Annotated in this window: 16 protein-coding genes; 13 read left to right on the plus strand and 3 right to left on the minus strand. The window is 33.7% G+C overall.

Annotated elements, in window-relative coordinates; all coding sequences use genetic code 11:
* The first annotated feature begins 1453 nt into the window (after positions 1-1453).
* From ACFYKX_RS19940 to ACFYKX_RS19970, 7 genes are all read left to right on the plus strand, one after another.
* Positions 1454-2305: a TnsA endonuclease C-terminal domain-containing protein gene (locus ACFYKX_RS19940; RefSeq protein ID WP_389362940.1), complete on the plus strand. Its 852-nt coding sequence runs from the start codon at positions 1454-1456 to the stop codon at positions 2303-2305.
* Positions 2296-4455: a Mu transposase C-terminal domain-containing protein gene (locus ACFYKX_RS19945; protein WP_389362942.1), complete on the plus strand. Its 2160-nt coding sequence runs from the start codon at positions 2296-2298 to the stop codon at positions 4453-4455. Before ACFYKX_RS19940 ends, ACFYKX_RS19945 begins: the two co-directional genes overlap by 10 nt.
* Positions 4448-6094 (plus strand): ATP-binding protein, encoded by a 1647-nt coding sequence (locus ACFYKX_RS19950; protein ID WP_389362943.1) that lies wholly within the window; start codon positions 4448-4450, stop codon positions 6092-6094. Before ACFYKX_RS19945 ends, ACFYKX_RS19950 begins: the two co-directional genes overlap by 8 nt.
* A 6-nt stretch (positions 6095-6100) precedes the next feature.
* The gene (locus ACFYKX_RS19955; RefSeq protein WP_389362945.1) at positions 6101-7990 is read left to right on the plus strand and encodes a TnsD family transposase; all 1890 of its coding nucleotides are present in this window, start codon (positions 6101-6103) and stop codon (positions 7988-7990) included.
* A gap of 456 nt (positions 7991-8446) precedes the next feature.
* The gene (locus ACFYKX_RS19960) at positions 8447-9160 is read left to right on the plus strand and encodes a type II toxin-antitoxin system PemK/MazF family toxin (protein ID WP_389362947.1); all 714 of its coding nucleotides are present in this window, start codon (positions 8447-8449) and stop codon (positions 9158-9160) included.
* A 217-nt stretch (positions 9161-9377) separates the two neighbouring features.
* Positions 9378-10571, plus strand: coding sequence for a hypothetical protein (locus ACFYKX_RS19965; RefSeq protein ID WP_389362948.1), 1194 nt, complete (start codon positions 9378-9380; stop codon positions 10569-10571).
* A complete protein-coding gene (locus ACFYKX_RS19970) occupies positions 10568-11590 on the plus strand; it encodes a hypothetical protein (RefSeq protein ID WP_389362950.1) in 1023 nt (340 codons plus the stop codon). Before ACFYKX_RS19965 ends, ACFYKX_RS19970 begins: the two co-directional genes overlap by 4 nt.
* Positions 11591-11803: 213 nt before the next feature.
* Here the strand turns inward: ACFYKX_RS19970 and ACFYKX_RS19975 are convergent, their stop codons facing one another.
* Together ACFYKX_RS19975 and ACFYKX_RS19980 are read right to left on the minus strand one after the other, a co-directional pair.
* Positions 11804-12556 carry a helix-turn-helix domain-containing protein gene (locus tag ACFYKX_RS19975; protein ID WP_389362952.1) on the minus strand — a complete coding sequence of 251 codons (753 nt, stop codon included), beginning with the start codon at positions 12554-12556 and terminating at the stop codon, positions 11804-11806.
* A gap of 62 nt (positions 12557-12618) precedes the next feature.
* Positions 12619-13170, minus strand: coding sequence for a GNAT family N-acetyltransferase (locus tag ACFYKX_RS19980; protein ID WP_389362954.1), 552 nt, complete (start codon positions 13168-13170; stop codon positions 12619-12621).
* Positions 13171-13323: 153 nt separating this feature from the next.
* Between ACFYKX_RS19980 and ACFYKX_RS19985 the strand changes: the two genes are divergently transcribed.
* From ACFYKX_RS19985 to ACFYKX_RS19995, 3 genes are read left to right on the plus strand one after another with little or no spacing between them, the layout of a single operon-like run.
* Positions 13324-13881: a hypothetical protein gene (locus ACFYKX_RS19985; RefSeq protein WP_389362956.1), complete on the plus strand. Its 558-nt coding sequence runs from the start codon at positions 13324-13326 to the stop codon at positions 13879-13881.
* Between the two features lie 12 nt (positions 13882-13893).
* A complete protein-coding gene (locus tag ACFYKX_RS19990; RefSeq protein WP_389362958.1) occupies positions 13894-15372 on the plus strand; it encodes an SIR2 family protein in 1479 nt (492 codons plus the stop codon).
* Positions 15372-15857 (plus strand): TIR domain-containing protein, encoded by a 486-nt coding sequence (locus ACFYKX_RS19995; RefSeq protein ID WP_389362960.1) that lies wholly within the window; start codon positions 15372-15374, stop codon positions 15855-15857. The genes ACFYKX_RS19990 and ACFYKX_RS19995 overlap by 1 nt, the downstream gene beginning before the upstream one ends.
* A 93-nt stretch (positions 15858-15950) precedes the next feature.
* On the opposite strand, the gene ACFYKX_RS20000 is transcribed toward ACFYKX_RS19995, so the two are convergent.
* The gene (locus ACFYKX_RS20000) at positions 15951-16460 is read right to left on the minus strand and encodes a hypothetical protein (RefSeq protein ID WP_389362962.1); all 510 of its coding nucleotides are present in this window, start codon (positions 16458-16460) and stop codon (positions 15951-15953) included.
* Between the two features lie 151 nt (positions 16461-16611).
* Here ACFYKX_RS20000 and ACFYKX_RS20005 point away from each other — a divergent pair, with 151 nt between their 5' ends.
* The 3 genes from ACFYKX_RS20005 to ACFYKX_RS20015 all read left to right on the plus strand — a co-directional run bounded on the left by ACFYKX_RS20005 (position 16612) and on the right by ACFYKX_RS20015 (position 19756).
* Complete coding sequence (locus ACFYKX_RS20005; protein ID WP_389362964.1) at positions 16612-16821, plus strand: hypothetical protein; 210 nt, start codon at positions 16612-16614, stop codon at positions 16819-16821.
* A 233-nt stretch (positions 16822-17054) separates the two neighbouring features.
* The gene (locus ACFYKX_RS20010) at positions 17055-18596 is read left to right on the plus strand and encodes a type I restriction-modification system subunit M (protein ID WP_386642730.1); all 1542 of its coding nucleotides are present in this window, start codon (positions 17055-17057) and stop codon (positions 18594-18596) included.
* Positions 18593-19756, plus strand: coding sequence for a restriction endonuclease subunit S (locus ACFYKX_RS20015; protein ID WP_389362966.1), 1164 nt, complete (start codon positions 18593-18595; stop codon positions 19754-19756). Before ACFYKX_RS20010 ends, ACFYKX_RS20015 begins: the two co-directional genes overlap by 4 nt.
* Positions 19757-19777: the final 21 nt, after the last annotated feature.

The following is a 19777-nucleotide window of genomic DNA, read 5'->3' on the forward strand; positions in this document are numbered from 1 at the left end:
TGTTGAATCAGAATAAAGTTTACGGGATGAGAAAATAGTCTGCTTAAAAAGAAAAAAGTTTGCACGAAGTCTCGTGGGTGTATCCGGAGTATGGGTATATTCACGGGGCTTTTTTATGTTTTTTGTGTGCTAACACAGGCTTTTGTGGGGATCAAGTTTTCCCTTACGGGGTTGTGTAATTCCTTCATTAATATAGCATAGGGGACGCTCCCTTATCTATCTGTATTAGGGAGCACTGGAACGAATCGAATAAAGGAAAAGCGCACGTCCAGCAATGTATAATAGACCTCAGATAGTAGCGCTCGCCCATAAAAAAATAAATAAATATATAAATAATTAGGCATAGGTCAATTGGTAAGTATGGGGAATGGCGGAGGTACAGGTGAAACCGTAAGGTATAGTAGTGTGCTTCATCTTTCAAGGGAAGCCCACGTCCGATAGCGTGTAACAAGCCCCAAGCAAGGTTCACGCCCGTAAAAAATTATATAAATAAGTATAGGTAACGAGGTAAGCATGGGAATGACGGTGGTATAGGGGAAACCGTAAGGAATAGTAGAGTGCTCATCTTTCAAGGGAAGCCCACGTCCCGAAACGTATGATTGGCTTCAGACTTTAGCACTCGCCCATAAAGAAATAAATAAAAATAAAAATAAATAATTAGGTATCGGTCACATGGTAAGTATGGGAATGACGGTAGTACAGGCGAGAACGTAAGGTACTATGAATAAGACCGATTGATTAGACTATCTAGTAGGAAAGGTATCTTCGATACCCCCTTTATTGGCAAAGTGTGAATATCATTACTGAAATACTTATACTAGCACCTATCCATCGTATAAATCGGTGCACCCCATCCCCCGCATATTGAAAGACTCCTCCATACTCGGCATATACTCTACCCAATAAATGGCTTACCTCTCTTAACCAAAGCGCAAATACACCATTATTCCACCATTAACGGCAACTCTAGCAGATATAGACAATACAATTACATAGATAATCCAACCGAAGATATGAATCGGTTATGGTACAGGAGGCACCGTAAGGTGCCTTTTTTAGTTTTGACCACTTAATTCATTTGGAGTTCGCCCCTATATCACTAAGCAAACTTTATTCTCATCATATTAATTTTCTGTGCTCATTTTTGGCTGAAAGTGAGCAAATCTTTAAGCAAACTTTATTCTCAAAGAATAATTGGGAAAATGCCAGTGAAGTCAGATGTATCAAGGGGTTTAGCCAATAACCAATTTCATCAAACTTTATTCTCATTTAACATAGTTACAAAAATTATTTACAGTAAATATTTCAGTTAAGAGAAGAATGAGAATAATGTTCTCCTAAATTCATAAAAAAGATTGCTTAGGATATTGAATGCGTGTAGCCGGCCCGTTAGAATCGACTTACTAAAATTCAATAGAGCACTAGATACTCATTGTAGTAGAGGAAGTGGAATATGACTAAGCGAAATCAATCTTGGAATGAGAATAAATTTAATCGGTTTATTAAAGAAAGAAGGGGGCAGGGAGAAGGAAAGGAATATAAACCGTGGTTGAATATTCAGGATTTTCCTTCTATGGGGAGAGTATCAAGAATACTAGGGTGGAAGAGTGGTAGGGTACATCATTTATTTTCAGATTTGCAGGCTCGCTACTTTTATATGTTGGAGTGGCAAGATGCAGTTGTGGACATAAGAGAACATTTTCCCCTATTGGACCTCGAAGAAACTATACAGCAGAAAGCAGATTTGAATTTCAAACTATTTACAGATAGAGAAAGTGGATATCCATATACACTAAGTACTAATTTTCTAATAACGGTAAAGAGAGCAGATGGAGTTAATTTGCATTTAGCAAGAAGCATAAAAATGGCTTCGGAACTTGAGAAGAAAAAGACATTAGAAAGATTAGAGATTGAACGCCGATATTGGATGGAAAAAGGAATAGATTGGGGAGTTGTTACTCAAAAAGAAATTTCAAATTCGCTTGCAAAAAATATTGAATGGGTGCATTCATGCTTATATTCATATGCTGAAAGAGGTTTTACACAGGATGAACTGATTTATTTAGGCAATGCTTTAATAGAAAGATTAGTAGATGCCAAGGATTCAATTAGAAAGATTACTGCAGACTTCGACAAAGAGTTTAATTACGATTTGGGAACAGGGTTATTTGTATTTAAGTTTTTAATTGCTTCGAAACAGATCGGGATAGATATGAATAATCAAATTGATGTTAATCTATCCAATCCAATAATTAAAGTGAAGCCACGAATTACTCATGAGGAGGCAAAAAGAAAATGCTTGTAGTGAATAGTCTAATTTCCTTTAATACGTTAGAAAATGAAAAAGTAGTAGAAAGGGTATTATGGCTTAATAAAGCACATGATTATGGGTATTTTATAAATATTTATAACACCTCTTTGCCCTATGAAAGGAATATTACAGAAGTGGAAGAAGGGCTTAACAAGGGTAGCATAGTTCTAGTTGAAAAGGACCCATTCAGTCGGCTGATAAATGAAAATGATATTCCTGAAAAACATCTGTCCTTACGAGACAGTGCTTGGGAAATCATAAAGGATATTGTGAAGTTGGAGCCATTTGTTTACCACTCAGCAGAAAGAAGAAAATTAATTCAAAAAAAGTGTGAAGCCCACAATATTCACGAAAGTACTGTTATTCGCTATTTAAAGAAGTACTGGCAACGAGGTAAAACAAAAAATGCTCTTTTACCTGACTATTTTCTGTGTGGAGGTAAAGGTAAGGAAAAGAAGGCAAGTGAGGTAAAAAGAGGAAGGCCTAGAAAGCATGGACAGGTAACTGGAGAAGGAATAAATATTGATGAAAATATCAAAAAAACATTTAGGTCTGCCATAAACAAGCATTATTACTCTTCTGCCGAAAAATCACTTACTCTTACCTACGAATTAATGTTAAAAGAGTATTTTAGTATAGATAGTAAAGTGAAAGGAAAAGTGGAAATACCAGTAATAAAATCTTACGGTGATTTACCATCACTAAACCAGTTTAGGTATTGGTTTGAAAAAGAGAGAGACATCAAAAAAGAAATCAGCCAAAGAAAAGGTCGAAAAAACTATGACCAAAACCATAGAGCAATTATTGGGGAGTCAACAACAGAAGCATTAGGCCCCGGTGCAGTTTATCAGATTGATGCAACAGTGGGCGACTTATACCTGTTATCAAGATTTAACCGTGACTGGATAATTGGACGACCTATAATTTACTCTGTTATGGATGTTTATAGCAGAATGATTGTTGGTCTATATATTGGATTGGAAGGTCCATCTTGGGCTGGTGCAATGATGGCTTTGGCTAATGCTGCTTCTGATAAAGTTAGTTTTTGTCGGGACTTCGGAATTGAGATTGAAAAACATGAGTGGCCAGTCGCACACCTTCCAGAATCTATTTTGGCTGACCGAGGGGAATTAGAGGGAAGTAAAGTTGAGCCCCTAATTAATAACTTCGGTATAAAAGTTCTAAATACACCTTCTTACAGGGCTGACTTAAAGGGAATAATTGAACAACATTTTCGAGTGACCAATACAAGAACAAAGGCTTTTCTACCGGGTGTGGTAAAGCCTGTTAAAGAACGTGGAGATCGTGATTACCGTTTGGAGGCACAGTTGGATATTTACCAATTTACTCAAGTGATTATCAAATGTGTTTTATATCATAATAATCAACATTATCTTACAAACTATCAGCGTGAAGAAATGATGGTGGAGGACGGAATAGAGTCTATTCCAATACAACTATGGGAATGGGGAATAAACAACAAATCAGGAAAGTTACGTCACGTTTCAGAAGATATTGTTAAACTTAATCTTATGCCTACTGGTAAGGCTACAGTAACTGCAAAGGGAATTGCATTTAAAGGAATGCTATATGGGTCAAAACAGTCATTAAAGGAAAGATGGTTTGAAAAAGCACGGAACAGAGGCACTTGGAAAATTGAAATAAGTTATGATCCAAGAAATATGGATTATTTATATTTACGAGATGAAGACGGTTTGGGATTTGATAAATGTTTTTTATTGGAACATCAACAACGGTATAAGGGAAAGGTAGTTGAAGAAATTAATTATTTACTAGAATACGAGAAACAAACAGCGAAGCAACACAAGGAGAAAGCAATACAGTCAAAAGTTGATTTAAACACTGAAATCGAGGAGATTGTAAAACAGGCTAAAATGGAAACATCTCAAAAACAAACGGATGTAATTAGTAAAAGGAGCAGAATAGGCAGCATTCGGGAAAACCGTTCTGTTGAAAAAATGATTCAGCGCGAAGAAGAGGCTTTTGAATTAAATAAAGTTAATATAGAAAACTCTAAAGTTGTTCCTTTTAATGGATCTGATAGTAACGAATTTATGGGGGATACAGGGATTGATTTGTTAAAGAGAAAGCAGAAGGAGGCTTTAAATAAAAAAGATGAATAGAGTTATCATTCCAAATGGTAGTGATGCTGTTGTTGCTGAATACGGTGAACAGGTTATTGAGGAATATAGTGGTAATCCTTTCATTGAATCACTTCCTTCTATACTCTCTACAGAGGAAGCCATTGAAAAAATGGCTATATATGCCGAATACAACCCAAAAGAAAGAATGCTAGATAAACATTATCGCATTCATTTGGTACAAAGATTATTCCAATGCTTTCAGCCGTTATGGATTCACTTGGATTTGGAAAGTAGAATTTCCAGAGTAATTCGTCAGGGGTATTTGGCAAGAAATCCCTTTCGGGCAGGGTATGCACAGGGCTTGCAGGAAGGACATCGAAACATCAAAGGATTGCAAGGTGAATTAAGTAATAATAGTGTTTTTAGAACAACTGCAGCAGGTTTTACGATAATCGGTGTAAGTGGTATGGGGAAAACAACCGCTATAAATAGAATTTTGTCCTTATACCCTCAAGTTATTGTTCACAAAGACTATAACGGAATAAATTTCAGTATGTATCAACTTGCATGGCTTAAACTCGATTGTCCGTTTGATTCGTCCTTGAGAGGATTAGCATTGGAATTTTTCCGTAAGGTAGACGATTTGTTGGGAACTGAGTATCACAAAAAATTTGGGCTTGGTAGAAAAACAATAAATGATATGTTAGTGATTATGTCTCAAATAGCGAGAAACACGGGGCTGGGTGTTTTAGTTATAGACGAGATTCAACATTTAAGCAAAGCCAAAAGTGGTGGGGATCAAAAAATGCTGAATTTTTTTGTGACATTAGTCAATACAATTGGAGTTCCAGTTATATTAGTAGGAACACCTGCCGGCTTGTCTATTTTGCAAAGTGAATTTAGACAGGCAAGACGGGGAAGTGGTCAAGGAGATATGATATGGGATAGATTAAAAAACAATCAAAACTGGGAGTTATTGGTTAATGCGCTTTGGGGTTATCAGTGGACGAAGAAGCAGATTCCTTTAACAGATGATTTTAAAGATACTTTATATGAGGAAAGCCAAGGTATTATTGATATTGCTGTGAAACTTTACGCTATGAGTCAAATTGAGGCAATTATGACAGGTAGGGAAGAAATAACACCCGAAACAATTAGGCAGGTGGCTAATAAGCATCTACAACTTGTTAAACCAATGATTCAGGCTTTAAAATCGGGCAACATAAGTAAGATTGCAAAGTTTGAGGATATCAGTACAGTCGACTTAGATTTTTTGGGATTTATGGAAAGAGAAAGGGCTTCTATCGATTTGCAAATGAAGATGGAGGCCATGAAAAGGACGCAAATGAAGAAAGAACAAGAAATGAGGATATCCATAAAAGAAAAAGTAATCTTGAAATTGATAGAATTAGATTTTGAGCCAAGAGTGGTACAAAGGGCTATAGAGGAAATTATTGAGAACCAAGGAAATTTAGATATCAACGAACTAGTTGTGAAAGCCATTCAGCGTATAACCGCTTTAAATAAACCAAAGAAGAAGCAAAAGGAAACTTCTGTAGATAATGATATAAGAGTGCTAGTGATTGAGGGACGGAAGGAAAACAGGACAGCCTACGAGGTGCTTGGGGATAATGGTCATATCAAAAGTCATGAAAGTGATTTTGACCAGACAGGATAATATGAAATGATAACCTTTTTCCCTGTACCTTATAAGGACGAGTTATTGTACAGCGTTTTGGCAAGATATCATATTCGGAGTGGAAACGTCAGTATTAAAGCCACACAACAGGATATATACGGGACTGACAGTATTACCGCAATAATGGATTTGCCTTCTCATATTAACCGTTTAATGGGTAATCTTCCTGTGGGAAATTACTATACACCAGATTATTTAATCACTAATCATACTCTGTATCCATTCTACGCTGCTTTCCTGCCTTCTGAACATGCTTCTACAGTTAAAGAATCCATGATTGGTGATAATGGAGGCAGTATTTATAATAGGATTGGTTTAATGGCAAGTTCAGTTAAATTTAATCAGTACTTTAAATTTTGCCCTAAATGCGCTGATGAAGAGATGAGCAATCTTGGGGAATTGTATTGGCATAGAATACATCAAATTCCGGGAGTTCTTGTTTGTCCAGAGCATAACACTCCGCTTTATGATAGCCAAGTCCCTGTTAGGGGTTATAACAAACATGATTATAGATTAGCCGCTCTCGAATCTTGTAAAATATGTTCTTCAGAAAAAAATTACTCTGATAAATTCATGGAAAAGGCAATCAATATAACCAAAGATGTTAAATTTCTGTTAAGTAATATGGTGGAAAGTAAGTCGTTGGATTGGTTTAAAGAGCAGTATTTAAGTAGGTTAAAAGAACTTGGTTTTGCAAATGTAAACGGTAGGATAAGAAAGAAAGAATTGCTATGTGCCTTTTTAGACTTTTATGGTCATGATTTATTGGAAAATATGCAATCAGAAATCAATAATAATAACAATTGGCTGAATGATATGCTACTTAGAAATAATAGAACTACCCACCCCATAAGACATCTTTTATTTATGCAGTTCCTTGGAATTTCTGTTTCAGATCTTTTTAATAAAAAAATAGACTATAAACCTTTTGGAGAGAAGCCATGGCCATGTTTAAATCCTACTGCTAGTCATTTTATGAGCCTTGTTATAACTGACATAGAATTAAAGTATGGAACGGATAGTAAAAGTCCCATAGGGATATTTAAGTGCGATTGCGGCTTTATTTACCTCAGAACAGGACCAGATCACGAGGATAAAGACAGATACCGAAAAACAAAGATTAAGCAATTTGGACCTATATGGGAAGACAAACTAAAACAACTCACTAACCTAAGATTCAGTTTGAGGGAAACTGCAAGACAATTGGGAGTAGACCCAGCCACTGTAAAAAAATATGCAAAGAAACTAGGATTACAAACATATTGGGTGAAGAAAAGTAAAACAGTAGAGAAAAATATAAATACGGTTAAGCAAAATTCTCCTGTAAAGAAGGTAGGAAGATACAGAGGAGAATGGCTTAATATAAGAAAACAGAATCCGCTCAGCAGTAAGACAGAATTACGCCAACTTAACAATAGAGTGTTTACTTGGTTGTACCGAAACGATAGGAAATGGTTGAATCAAAACTCTCCAAAATTAAAATCAAAAGTCAATTATAATAATAGGGTTGACTGGAAGCGTCGGGACGAGGAAATTCACGAAAATGTAAGGGGTGCTGTCGATGACATGTTATCCATCGGAAAGCCTTTACGTATTACTATTAGTTCAGTAGGCAGTAGAATTGGAATGAGACCATTATTGGAAAAACATCTTGATAAACTGCCAATGACTAAAGCGTTTTTGAATAAGAAAACTGAGAGTATTAAGGACTTTCAAATTAGAAGGATAAAATGGGCAATACGGGAGTTACAGGCTGAAGGACACGATTTATCATTATGGAGAATTTACAAAAAGGCTGGTATTAGAGAGAAGTTTCAGAAAGAACTTCAGGAAGAAGCAATAAAATTCATTGTTGAGAGAAGTAACTTATCCTAGGGGTTCATTTATAAAGCAACAATAAGTCACTTAAAAATTTTTTTTACATGATTTAGGATAATAGTAAGTAAGAAGAGCAGGTTTAGGAAAATGGTATTCTATCTTGCTCTTTTTATATTGTAAATCAAAAAATACTTCACTAGTTATGAATTGTAGTTATTTTAGGTGTCTAGTTTAATGCTCTCCTATGTATTAAATCACTGAAAAATTCAGGGGAGATTGGCTCTGTAATTTAATTTATGGTTTTCCTAATATGTTTACATTGGATCAGAATAAACCCAGTTTAAAAGACGATTTCTAAAACGAATAGGTAATAAATGGATTAACTATTTAAGGAAATGGAAGTAACTTTCAATATTGACTGCACTCAGAATAGAATTTTACTTTAAGTATCATAGGCTATCAGAGTATAATAGAGGGGGTTAAATTTATATAAATGATTTGGGAGAGGTCGGATTGCGAACTAATAAATATAAGGCGAAATTGAAATCTTTTAAGGGTATTCCAAATGAAAATATACCCAAAATGCATGAAGATATACAGTTAATTAAAGATAGTAATGAACTTTTATCAGAATTATTTAATGAAATTATGAAGAAAAACCAATACTATGGAATTCGTTGGTTAATGGGTTTAGAGAGATATGTCAAAGACCAATCGAGAACTATACCTCATCTTTTTAGGAAAAACTTATCCAGAGGCCACATAGTAGAAGTAGAGTTATTTGGACATTTTAATAAGGAATTAACTTTCTTACATCCAGCAGTAGTATTATATGATAATAATAAAGGACAACTTCTTGTAGCACCAATCTCTTCTGGAAAGTTTGGAGATAGTGATCCTCTTCATATAGATGTTGATTCAGCAGATGGATTGCATCATGGAAGTGGGATTTGTCTAGAGGCTATTCGAGGAGTTGATAAGAATAGGGTTTTATATCAACATACAAAAGACGGGAAAAAGGCTAAAGTAAGACCTGAAGTACTTGATAAGATTGATTTAACAATTATGGAGCACTTCATGCCTAATATGTTTCTTAAATTTACAGAAACCGAGAGTAAATTAGAAGAGGAACAAAAGAAGAATCAAGAGTTATTAGAAGAAATAGAACATTTGAAAGTACAATTGCAACAAAGTGCTTTACAAACAACTGCTGCAACAATTGAATAATAAAATATTGCAAAAAGATGGAATATATAGTACACTATCGGTGTATAATATAGTATGTTGTGCCTTAGCGCACCGCGTAACTGAGCGCATTCAATGTTGGGAACATTGAGTCATAGCACTCCGCGCAACTGAGCGCATCGTTCCCAAAGAACCCTCTTCATCGTTGGATGAGGAGGGTTTTTTCGTACATAGAAAATTTTAACGTGGGGGTGTTGGAATGGATAGTAATTGGAAGTCTAGGGAAGATATCTTCAATTATTTAGAAGAATATTCTCAGAGTACTAAGGAACAAATTGATAATTATAAAATGAAAAATACACTATTAAAATCATATGTATTTGAAACATTTGATCAGAGCATGTTTGAGTCTTCAAATGTAATAACCGAATCCATGGATGTTCAGAATTTATTTGGAGATACAAAACATTCCCTTCAACAAATAGATGAAGAACTCTTTATATTAAATGAGAATGATAAATTAATAGGTTTTATTGAGCAGATAAACTCTCGATTCTGTACTCTATATACAACTGAGTCCTCAAAGTATTCAGATCACCTTGCTACGACGTATGTAAAAAAATCTTCAATACTAGATTCTTTGTGGATATCAGGTAAAATGTATGACAACTTCTTGGAAGAAATTACTTCAATTCATCACCCTGAACGTTTCACTAAAATGAAATTTGAGTTCAATGGAATGTTTGAGAAAAACTTTCAGATTAAAGATGAAATCATTGAACACAAAGTATCCTCAGTATCATTAGTAGAAGAATTAGGTGGTATTGTTGATAAACTTAATGGAGTTAGGAAATACTTTGCATCCTTTCACTCCGTTGGAAGTTTGCGGTTTCCGAGCCATGTTGGAAAAGGTGGGCACGATGTATACCAAAATGGTAAATTTACAAATCGTTCGGATAGTTTTTCAGATCATAGAATGCAGTTAAAACGAATTGTCGCTATTTATCAAAACATGACAGAGCGTTTGGAACAGAAAACTTGGATAGAAGTAGAAAATATAAAAGGAAAAGATTTATCTTTAAATAATTCCTTTAAAGCAAGTCCTGTTACAATTAGGTTTAGTAAACCATTAAACAGTTTCGTCTTTAATAACTTTATTGAATATACCTTTCCAAAAGGTAGAGAGCCATTTAAGATTTATGGAGAAATTAAAAGGGTAAGTGAAGAAAGGGTTCACATTTACGGAGTAGACCTTCACTTATGGCAAAATGTTATTTTAGATTTAAGTACAGAAGAATTTATTTTATTTCTTCCAAAAGGCACATGTGGAAACACGATACATCGACTAGTAACTAATATACAGAGATTTTTAGACCCACAAATTGATGTATTTATTGGGGATTATCCTTATGAAGGCATATTAAACCAAGTAATAGGTGGTGAAGATTATTGAATTTAGAATTGAATCCGTTATTTCAACTTAATCTACTGATTCATTTAAGTCTTCCCTACCCTAGAGGTTCTAATTTTTATCCTTATTTCAACAGAAAAGGTTACACATTAAAACAAATTGAGAAGCCTATTTCACTTGAGCCGGAGAAGATAAAAATTCTAAAAGAATTATTTGAACCCAAAAAAGCAGTGACACCAGAAGTGGTTTTATATAAAGACAGTAATAATGAATATTTGTTGATTGAATGTAAGGTTCAGAATTTTGATATTGATTGGACCCATCATGGGACAAGGCAGGCTGCAGGTTACTTAAGTCTAACACCTGAACATTTAAAAGATTTTTTTGGGTTAGAAAGTAAATCAAAAATAAATGCAAAAATTATGTACGGTGTTAATCAACAAAATCAACAAAAATTAACCACTACATTGGATGCCATAAGCAAGACTATTATGGATAAATTAGGACAGGTTATGCAGCATGATGTATTTGGGATAGAAGTTAAATCTGATGGATTATATCTTACTGTGCGTGATGGAAAGAAACTAGATAGTTACAAAGTAATAAATGAAAAGGCCTTATTGAACAATAGTCTAATATATATTGTTCCTGTTGATATCAACGGCCAATTAGAGAAAGAAAATGAGGATATTTTACAAACACAAGTGAGAAATTCATTAAGAAGTGTAATTGGCAAGAATATTGGATCACAACCATTTTCGTTCAATAGTACAAGCATTTGTGAAAAAATAAATCCTGTTTGGGGCCAATTGCCTGCTCCGTTTAAAAAGAAAATGAGGCGTTGGGTTCATAATTATATAAAAGAAATTATTGAGCAAATTGTTCAAATGGGTGTAAGTATTACAATACACGAACAGAATTACTCATTTGCTTCTGTTGACGATAAAAAAGTAAAAAGTGTAAGAAGATATCTGCTTTCAGATAGATTCCTTGGAACTGGTAGTCTTATTTTTGAAAATTATGAGCAAATGACAATCGATGAATTTTTGGATGTTGTTTAGATTGTATGAGATATGCATTAACCAAGATTAATCAATTCAAGTGCTATAGTAATACCATTTTTGGAAATCAATTAATATTAAAAAAGCCGTTAATTAACAAGTTTATATACACTTGCTTATTAACGGCTTTAAGTATGGGGAGATAAAATGTCTTTTGAGCACATCCGATGTGATACAGTAAACGTCGTTGTGCAATCCTTGGTGCGATACAAATTAAAATTTACCGTGCTCTAATCTTTTTAATGCATTTTCGAAGGCTAGATTCCTTTCCTTCTCTTCCCAATCTAATCTCTGTAAAATACGTTGCCAATAGATATTACCTTCAGTAGCGTATGATTTCGCAGTTTCTCTCCATAAGTAAGCCTCAGCCTCTTCTAGAACAATGTAAAACCTACTCTGGATTTTAAAGTGTGGCATTCCTTCTTCTTTTATAAGGCTATAAATAGTGTTAGGACTTGTTCTGAAATGGTTTGCTGCTTCCTTTATGGTTAAAACTGTTCTTCCATAGAAATTTTCTTTATCTTTTTTGTTTACATTTTTAAGTTCATTTGAAAAGTTCGTTAATTCTTCTCTTATTATCTTACGAAGAATTTCATCGATCATTAAAGGACTCTCCTTTGTTTTTCTAAGATTATCGATTTCTGACTGAACTGTTTTTACATCCCAATTTTTATCAGGGTCGTTCCAACCATAATTTTTATAATTTGTAATAGTTCCTGTGACTTCATTTTCATCAAAAATTAATCTTGATCTTACTCTTCTGTGTGGCATCGCTCTAGAGTAGGTTAACTGCCGTAATGTATAAGTCCCAATCCCTGTAGAGACAGAAAGTTCTTTTAGGGTTAAATACTTATTATTATTAAGATTCTGGTTGTTAGAAAAGTTATCTAAAAGGTTTGAAATTTCTTCAGTGAGAATTCTCTCAAAAAGAGATTCAAAAGAAAAAATGTTTGATTGTTTAGGCATTATTCACCTCATACTAAAATTGATTCCTCTATCGAAATTTTACAAATATGTTATTGATATACCTAATAATTGGTGTTCCTCCATGCCAAAGTTCCAATCTTATTAATTTTATTATCTGTTTCCTCTAAAACCACTTCGAATCCATGCTTCTGATAAAAATGAGTAATCCTGTCTATGTGATTTTTATCAACACTTGAAATCCAACCTGTAATATTTTTTACGTTTCTATTCTTTGCAATTTCAATAAGCATACAAAGTAATATGCTACCATAGCCTCGACTTGCTACACTTTCTTTTATATCTATATCTGCTAACTCAATTTCACTAAAATCATCATTAAAAAATGCCTTGAGTATCGGTTCGGGAAACACTATACCCTTTTTTGTAATCACTCTTAAACAAAGGATAATTGTATGCTCTTCTAATTTTGGAGTGTCTTCATAAAAGTGCCTATATAATATTAATCCCATGTCATCTTGTTTGAGAACGGAAATAACTTCAAATCCTTTGTTAACAATTTGATTAGTTTGGAAATGTAGTTCATATTCAATATCAGATTTTTTCTGTAAAGGAGATAATCTATCTCGATTAAATATGGTTTCAAGGAAATTCATAAATAAGTCTCCATTCTATTAGTAATTTTATCCGCTAATAAAAATGCGAAAATACGTTCGGATAAGTTGCAATAATCGACAAGTAATATGGTACAATTAATTATATATTACAAAAAATTACAAGTCTTTGATATTAATATTTTAGGGGGAATAATGGTGGCTTTATTTTCAAAAAGGGATTTAATTAATAGAGCAGACTCAGTTATACAAAAGGGTTACTTTTCTAAAACTGCTTCAACTATATTAAATGAAAGTTACAATTCTTTTAATCAGTTTAAAACATACGATATATTTCTTTCTCATAGTTATCAGGATGCGAAAGTGATATTAGGTCTTAAAGGAACCTTTGAGGATCTGGGATATGAAGTCTATGTGGATTGGATTGAAGATAAGCAATTAGATAGGGGACAAGTAAACGCAGAAACAGCAAACCAACTAAGGCACAGAATGAGAAATTGTAAATCTTTGTTTTTTGCAACATCCAATAACTCCTCTGATTCTAAGTGGATGCCTTGGGAATTAGGATATTTCGATGGATTTAGAAGAAAGGTTGCTATTTTACCAATTAATGACTCTGCTTTTCAACAAAATTCTTTTGAAGGACAGGAATACTTGGGTTTATATGATTACGTAATAGAAAACTATGGATTTCTTTCGATTAAACGTTTGAATGGTACCATTAAAAGTTTTAGAGAATGGGTCTCAGAATAAGGGGGGGAAAGTGTGGAATTAAGTAGAGAAGTAAACAATTTTATTGATGAATATGTTAGAGCACTGAAGGAAGGAAATGCTGCTATTTTTGCAGGTGCTGGTTTATCAATTTCTTCAGGAGTAGTTAATTGGAAAGAATTATTAAGAAGACCTGCTTCAAGATTAGGACTCGATGTGGATAAAGAAAGTGATTTAGTTTCTTTGGCACAATATATTTATAATGACTCTAAGACAAAAACTCCACTTACTGAATTAATAAACAATCACTTTAGCCAAACAGGCGGTATTAATAGGAACCATATACTTTTATCAGAACTACCAATTAAAACATTTTGGACAACAAACTACGATAAACTTATTGAACAAGCGTTAGTCCAGACGGGAAAGAATCCTGATGTAAAAAAGAGAGTTAATGATTTAGCAGTGATAAAGAGTAAACGAGATGCAATTGTTTATAAAATGCATGGTGATGTAGAAGTTGCAGACGAGGCTGTTTTAATAAAAAATGATTATGAGTTATACGAAAAAAAGAATCAAATGTTCACCATTGCTTTGAAAGGTGATCTGGTTTCTAAGACGTTTTTGTTTATTGGTTTCAGTTTTGAGGACCCTAACTTAGAACATATCTTAAGTAGAATTAAAATACTGTTAGACGACCATGTCCGCACTCACTATTATTTTATTAAAGAAGTTAGCGAAGAAGAGTACCAAAATACTGAAGAAGGTAGAGAAAAATATCGTTATGATAAAATACGTCAGGAACTTAAATGTGCTGATTTAGAGCGATACTCAATAAAACCTTTAAAGGTAAAAAAATATGATGAGATTACAAGAATATTAGAAATAATTACAGAACGATATAACAGAAATAATGTACTTATCTCAGGGAGTGCGCAAGATTTTAATGACTTTAAGATATCAGGTATTGGTGCAGAGAATTTTATTCATGAAGTGAGTAAATCATTAAATAAAAATGAGTTTAAAGTTGCAACTGGTTTTGGTTTAGGTGTTGGTAGTGGAGTTATAAATGGCGTTCTAGATGGGATGGCCGAAAATAGGACAAGAAATATTAATGAACATTTAATTATGAGACCGTTCCCTCAATATGCTACCAATGGAAAGGATATTCAAGTTTTGTGGGAGGAATATCGTCAACAACTTTTAAGCGAATGCGGTATAGCCATATTTATGTTCGGAAACAAAGTTATAAAAAAAGAGGGCTCAGACGAGGAAGTTGTTGTAGATGCTGGTGGCGTTTTTAGAGAATTTGATATAGCACTAACAAAAAATGTGAAGGTTGTTCCTCTTGGTGTAACAGGCTATGCGAGCAGAAGGTTATGGGAACAGGTAGTAAATAATTTTAGCACTTACTATCCTGATTATCCTCACCTTAAAGAAAAGTTTAATAAACTAGGTGAGGAAAACATTGATTACAAGGAAATTATACAAATTTTAAATGATATTCTAAAAGAAATTAGAGGAGGAGACTGATGGCTAGAAAAACGTTTTTTAGTTTTCATTTTGAAAGAGATGCATGGAGAGCAGGTCAAGTTAGAAATAGTGGGCAATTTAAAGGAGATAAGGCAGGTTTTATTGATAAAGCAGATTGGGAGGAAGTAAAAAAGAAAGGGGATCAAGCAATAAAAAATTGGATTGATAAGCAATTAGAAGGTACAAGTACAACTGTTGTACTTATTGGGAGTGAAACATCCGAAAGAAAGTATGTTGGTTATGAGATTGAACAAAGTGCAAAAAGGGGAAATGGACTATTAGGTGTTTATATTCATCGTGTTAAAGATGTAAACGGTAGTACGGACACGAAAGGGAAGAACCCTTTCGATAATTGGTATTATGAACGAGACGGAAAAGAAGTTTATTTCTCAGAAATATTTCCTACTTATGATTGGGTAAACGATAACGGACGTGAAAATTTAGGCAATTGGATTGAGAAAGCCGCTAAAAAGGCTGGAAAATAATAAATAAAACCTAGTCATGTAATTATTGACTAGGTTTTATTTATGTGTTTATACACAAGGCAATATAGATAATGTGGATAAATATCATTTTATTTATTTGAAGTAATTCTTATCATGATTTAATAAAGTAATACCAGCAGACACATATCTTGCTTTAATATCTTTATTATCCCAATCTGTAGGCATGACCCTTCGTGAAAGTAATTTATGTTCTTGTGTAGTGACCGTTGCAGTCCATAGATATTGACTAATAATCTTCTTAACAAATTCTTCGGTAAGGCTTCCCTCAATGGTTTTTTGTTCACAGATATCTTGGATGTATTTCTTTTTCGGAATTAAATGCTCGTATTCTAGCCCATTAACACTATTATTCATTAAAATTTCTAATGCGGCAGGTGTTACAAAATCAGTAGAATACCTCTTATCATTCCATTTTTTAGGTAAGTCTCTAGTGGCTAAATGAATGTGTAAATTAGCGAGAAATTTACCTTTTCCTTCATGGATACCCTTCATATAGAGTTGATCATGATAAGGAAGGCTGCATAGGAATTGATAATACCTGTTTGCCAAAATATTAATAATAAATTCTCTGTTTATTTCCATAACCTATCTCCTTTTCAACAAATATCCCATTTTGATAATTATATATATTTAAGTATATATATGGGTTAAATATTTGTTGATTTTAAAAAAGGTAATACCCTCTTGCTATTGAACATCATCGTGAATATTAAGTAGCGAAAGAGGGATAGCCATGAACAAAAGAAATGAAACAGAACTTTTCAATATTAATGAAAATGTGGTTTTTGCTAAGCAAGACGAATATGTTGTTGCAGTTATCAAAATGAAATCATCCAGTGAAAACAAAACTTATTTGGCTCTAATAATTCCCGAACAAGGTCGTATATCTAACCAGAAGAGAATTTTATTGAAAAAGTTAAAGGGATTTTTAAAGCAATTATGAAACTACATGTTTCGATATTATCTAATATGACAGCCAAAAAATGAACTATTTACCATTGAAAACAGAGCGATTTATACAAAATATTTTAATAAGTCTCGGTAAGGAAATTTTTCCTTACCTCTTTTTTTATCTGTTTTGACACCCACTAAAATATGTAAGTAAAGCATCTCGGATTTATGATAAAATAGGAAAATAGTTAGAAGTTTTTTTGTTGATTTTTAGGAGGAAAAACCATGAAGGTACAAGCAGATATAGATTTTCAGAAAGACTTATTTGATGCAGCAAATAAAATGCGTGGGAGTGTGGCTCCTAGTGACTATAAGAACTATGTTTTACCCTTAATCTTTTTACGTTACTTATCTAACAAATATGAACTACGTCGTAAAACACTTGAGCAAATGGTTACTGATCCGACAAGTGACTGGTATGCCGAAGATGTTGAAACACAATCATTAATAATTGAAGACCGTGACCAGTACATGTCAGAAAATGTTTTTTTTGTACCTGAAGATGCTCGTTGGTCTTATATTATGCAGCAAGCAAAACAACCAAATATAAAAGAAATTATTGACAATGCAATGAAACGTATCGAAGATGAGAACCCGGAACTTGAGGGTATGCTGCCACGTATTTATCAAGGTTCAAATATTTCAGTAGAAAACGTGGCTGGTTTAATAGAAATCTTTTCGCGTGATGCATTTAGTGCAAATAATCGAGGAAGTGTCGATGTACTAGGCCGTACATATGAATATTTTATTGGTTCCTTTGCGTCATCCGAAGGCAATCGTGGCGGAGAATTCTTTACACCTTCAAGTATCGTTGAATTACTTGTAGCGATGCTTGAGCCAATTCAAGGAAAGGTGTTTGATCCTGCATGTGGTTCGGGAGGAATGTTTATTCAAAGTGAAGAGTACGCTCCAAGAAAACGTGCACTATCATTTTATGGTCAAGAGAATGTAACAACAAACGTTCGTCTGGGGAAAATGAACGTTTTACTTCATGGAATGAATGCAGATATTCGCTTAGGTGATTCGTTATTAAATGACCAATTTCCAGATTTAAAAGCAGATTATGTAATAGCAAATCCACCATTTAACCAGAAGGACTGGGGAGCAGAGAGAATTGCAAAAAAAGATCCGCGTTTAATAGGACCAATAACAAACAGTAATGCAAATTATATGTGGATACAGCACTTTCTTTTTCATTTGAACGAAAAAGGTACGGCAGGTTTTGTTATGGCAAACGGTGCAATGACTACAAACCAAAAGGAAGAAAAGGAGGTTAGACAAAAATTAATAGAAGAAGGTTACATTGACTGTATTGTCCAACTTCCAGAAAAATTGTTTTTTACGACAGGAATTCCATGTTGTTTATTTTTAATTAGTAAAAACAGGGATGGGAAAAATGGTTTTAGACAACGAAAAGATGAAATTTTATTTATTGATGCCCGTAAAATGGGAAACCTAGTAAGTCGAAAGCAAAAGGCATTGTCCCAAGAAGAAATTAATAAAATTGCATCAGTCTATCATGATTATAAATATGGTGAAAAGTACGAGGATGTTGCAGGATTTTGTAAAGTAGCAAGTATCGAGGAAGTAAAGAAAGTTGATTATAAATTGTCTTCTGGTATTTTTGTTGGAACAGAAGTAAGTGAAAATGACGATGCTCCTTTTGAAGAAAAAATGGAAGAATTAACCCAAAGGCTTTTAAATCACTTTGAAGAATCAAATCGACTCCAAGAAAAAATAAAGAAAGACTTGGAGGGCTTGTTTTGAAATCCCAATTTACAAAATTTCGTCTAGGTGATATTGCAGAAGTACAAACTGGCCCTTTTGGAAGTCAACTACACCAGAAGGATTACGTTGAAAAAGGAACTCCAATTATTACTGTCGAGCATTTAGGTGACAATCGAATTATTCATAATAATATGCCTAACGTCTCAGAAGAAGATAAAGAAAGATTATCAAAGTATCAAATATTTGAAGGAGATATTGTATTTAGTCGTGTAGGTTCAGTTGATAGAAGAGCATACGTAACAAAAAAAGAGGATGGTTGGTTATTTTCGGGACGTTGCCTTAGAGTCAGAGTAAAGGACAGTAGAGTTTCATCACTATATCTTTCTTATTATTTCGGATTAGAATCTTTCAAGGAATATATTAGAAGAATAGCGGTTGGTGCAACGATGCCGTCCATTAATACTCAAATATTATCAGATATTGAAATCCAAATACCTTCAATTGAATATCAATTAAAGGTGGCAGATAAGTTATTTTCTATAGATGAAATGATAGAAAATAACAAAGAAACAAACAAAACACTAGAAGTAATGGTACATTCATTATATAAACATTACTTTGTAAATTTCGGGCCATTCAAAGACGGGAATTTTATCGATTCAGAACAAGGTGAAATTCCAGAAGGATGGAAAATTGTTTCGAATAAAGATGTGTTCGAATTTGCATATGGAAAGGCATTAAGAAAAAAGGATAGAGTCCTTGGCAATGTGCCTGTAATAGGCTCAGGTGGTCAAGTTGATTGGCATGATACATCTATTGTAAAAGGTCCATCAATTGTTGTTGGAAGAAAAGGAAATGCAGGTACAATCACTTGGGTTGATGAAGATTATTATCCTATAGATACAACTTTTTATATTAATAATAATCTAATCAGCATTTATTATCTGTATTTCGCTTTGCATCAACAACACTTGGAAGATAAAGGGACAGATTCAGCAGTTCCGGGTTTGAACAGAGAGGTTGCTTATAGTCAGAAATTAATTTTACCACCAGACTCGGTTGTTCAAGAGTTTGAAAATAAAGTTAAAGCCTTATTTGATAAGATTGCTGCTAACAATCGAGAAAACTATTCTTTAATTGAAACAAGGAATTATCTTCTTCAACATCTTTTATTAGAAGATGGAACAAGTGAATCCTAATAAACCACATCTTTGTAAGTT

The organism is Cytobacillus spartinae, from assembly GCF_042865285.1.
GTDB lineage: Bacteria > Bacillota > Bacilli > Bacillales > Cytobacillaceae > Robertmurraya_A > Robertmurraya_A spartinae.

What these genes read in the sequence shown, in the direction of transcription:
- ACFYKX_RS19940 (WP_389362940.1), top strand. Translation starts at nt 1,454, where the DNA reads ATGACTAAGCGAAATCAATCTTGGAATGAGAATAAATTTAATCGGTTT.
- ACFYKX_RS19945 (WP_389362942.1), top strand. Translation starts at nt 2,296, where the DNA reads ATGCTTGTAGTGAATAGTCTAATTTCCTTTAATACGTTAGAAAATGAA.
- ACFYKX_RS19950 (WP_389362943.1), top strand. Translation starts at nt 4,448, where the DNA reads ATGAATAGAGTTATCATTCCAAATGGTAGTGATGCTGTTGTTGCTGAA.
- ACFYKX_RS19955 (WP_389362945.1), top strand. Translation starts at nt 6,101, where the DNA reads ATGATAACCTTTTTCCCTGTACCTTATAAGGACGAGTTATTGTACAGC.
- ACFYKX_RS19965 (WP_389362948.1), top strand. Translation starts at nt 9,378, where the DNA reads ATGGATAGTAATTGGAAGTCTAGGGAAGATATCTTCAATTATTTAGAA.
- ACFYKX_RS19975 (WP_389362952.1), bottom strand. Translation starts at nt 12,556, where the DNA reads ATGCCTAAACAATCAAACATTTTTTCTTTTGAATCTCTTTTTGAGAGA.
- ACFYKX_RS19980 (WP_389362954.1), bottom strand. Translation starts at nt 13,170, where the DNA reads ATGAATTTCCTTGAAACCATATTTAATCGAGATAGATTATCTCCTTTA.
- ACFYKX_RS19985 (WP_389362956.1), top strand. Translation starts at nt 13,324, where the DNA reads ATGGTGGCTTTATTTTCAAAAAGGGATTTAATTAATAGAGCAGACTCA.
- ACFYKX_RS19995 (WP_389362960.1), top strand. Translation starts at nt 15,372, where the DNA reads ATGGCTAGAAAAACGTTTTTTAGTTTTCATTTTGAAAGAGATGCATGG.
- ACFYKX_RS20000 (WP_389362962.1), bottom strand. Translation starts at nt 16,460, where the DNA reads ATGGAAATAAACAGAGAATTTATTATTAATATTTTGGCAAACAGGTAT.
- ACFYKX_RS20005 (WP_389362964.1), top strand. Translation starts at nt 16,612, where the DNA reads ATGAACAAAAGAAATGAAACAGAACTTTTCAATATTAATGAAAATGTG.
- ACFYKX_RS20010 (WP_386642730.1), top strand. Translation starts at nt 17,055, where the DNA reads ATGAAGGTACAAGCAGATATAGATTTTCAGAAAGACTTATTTGATGCA.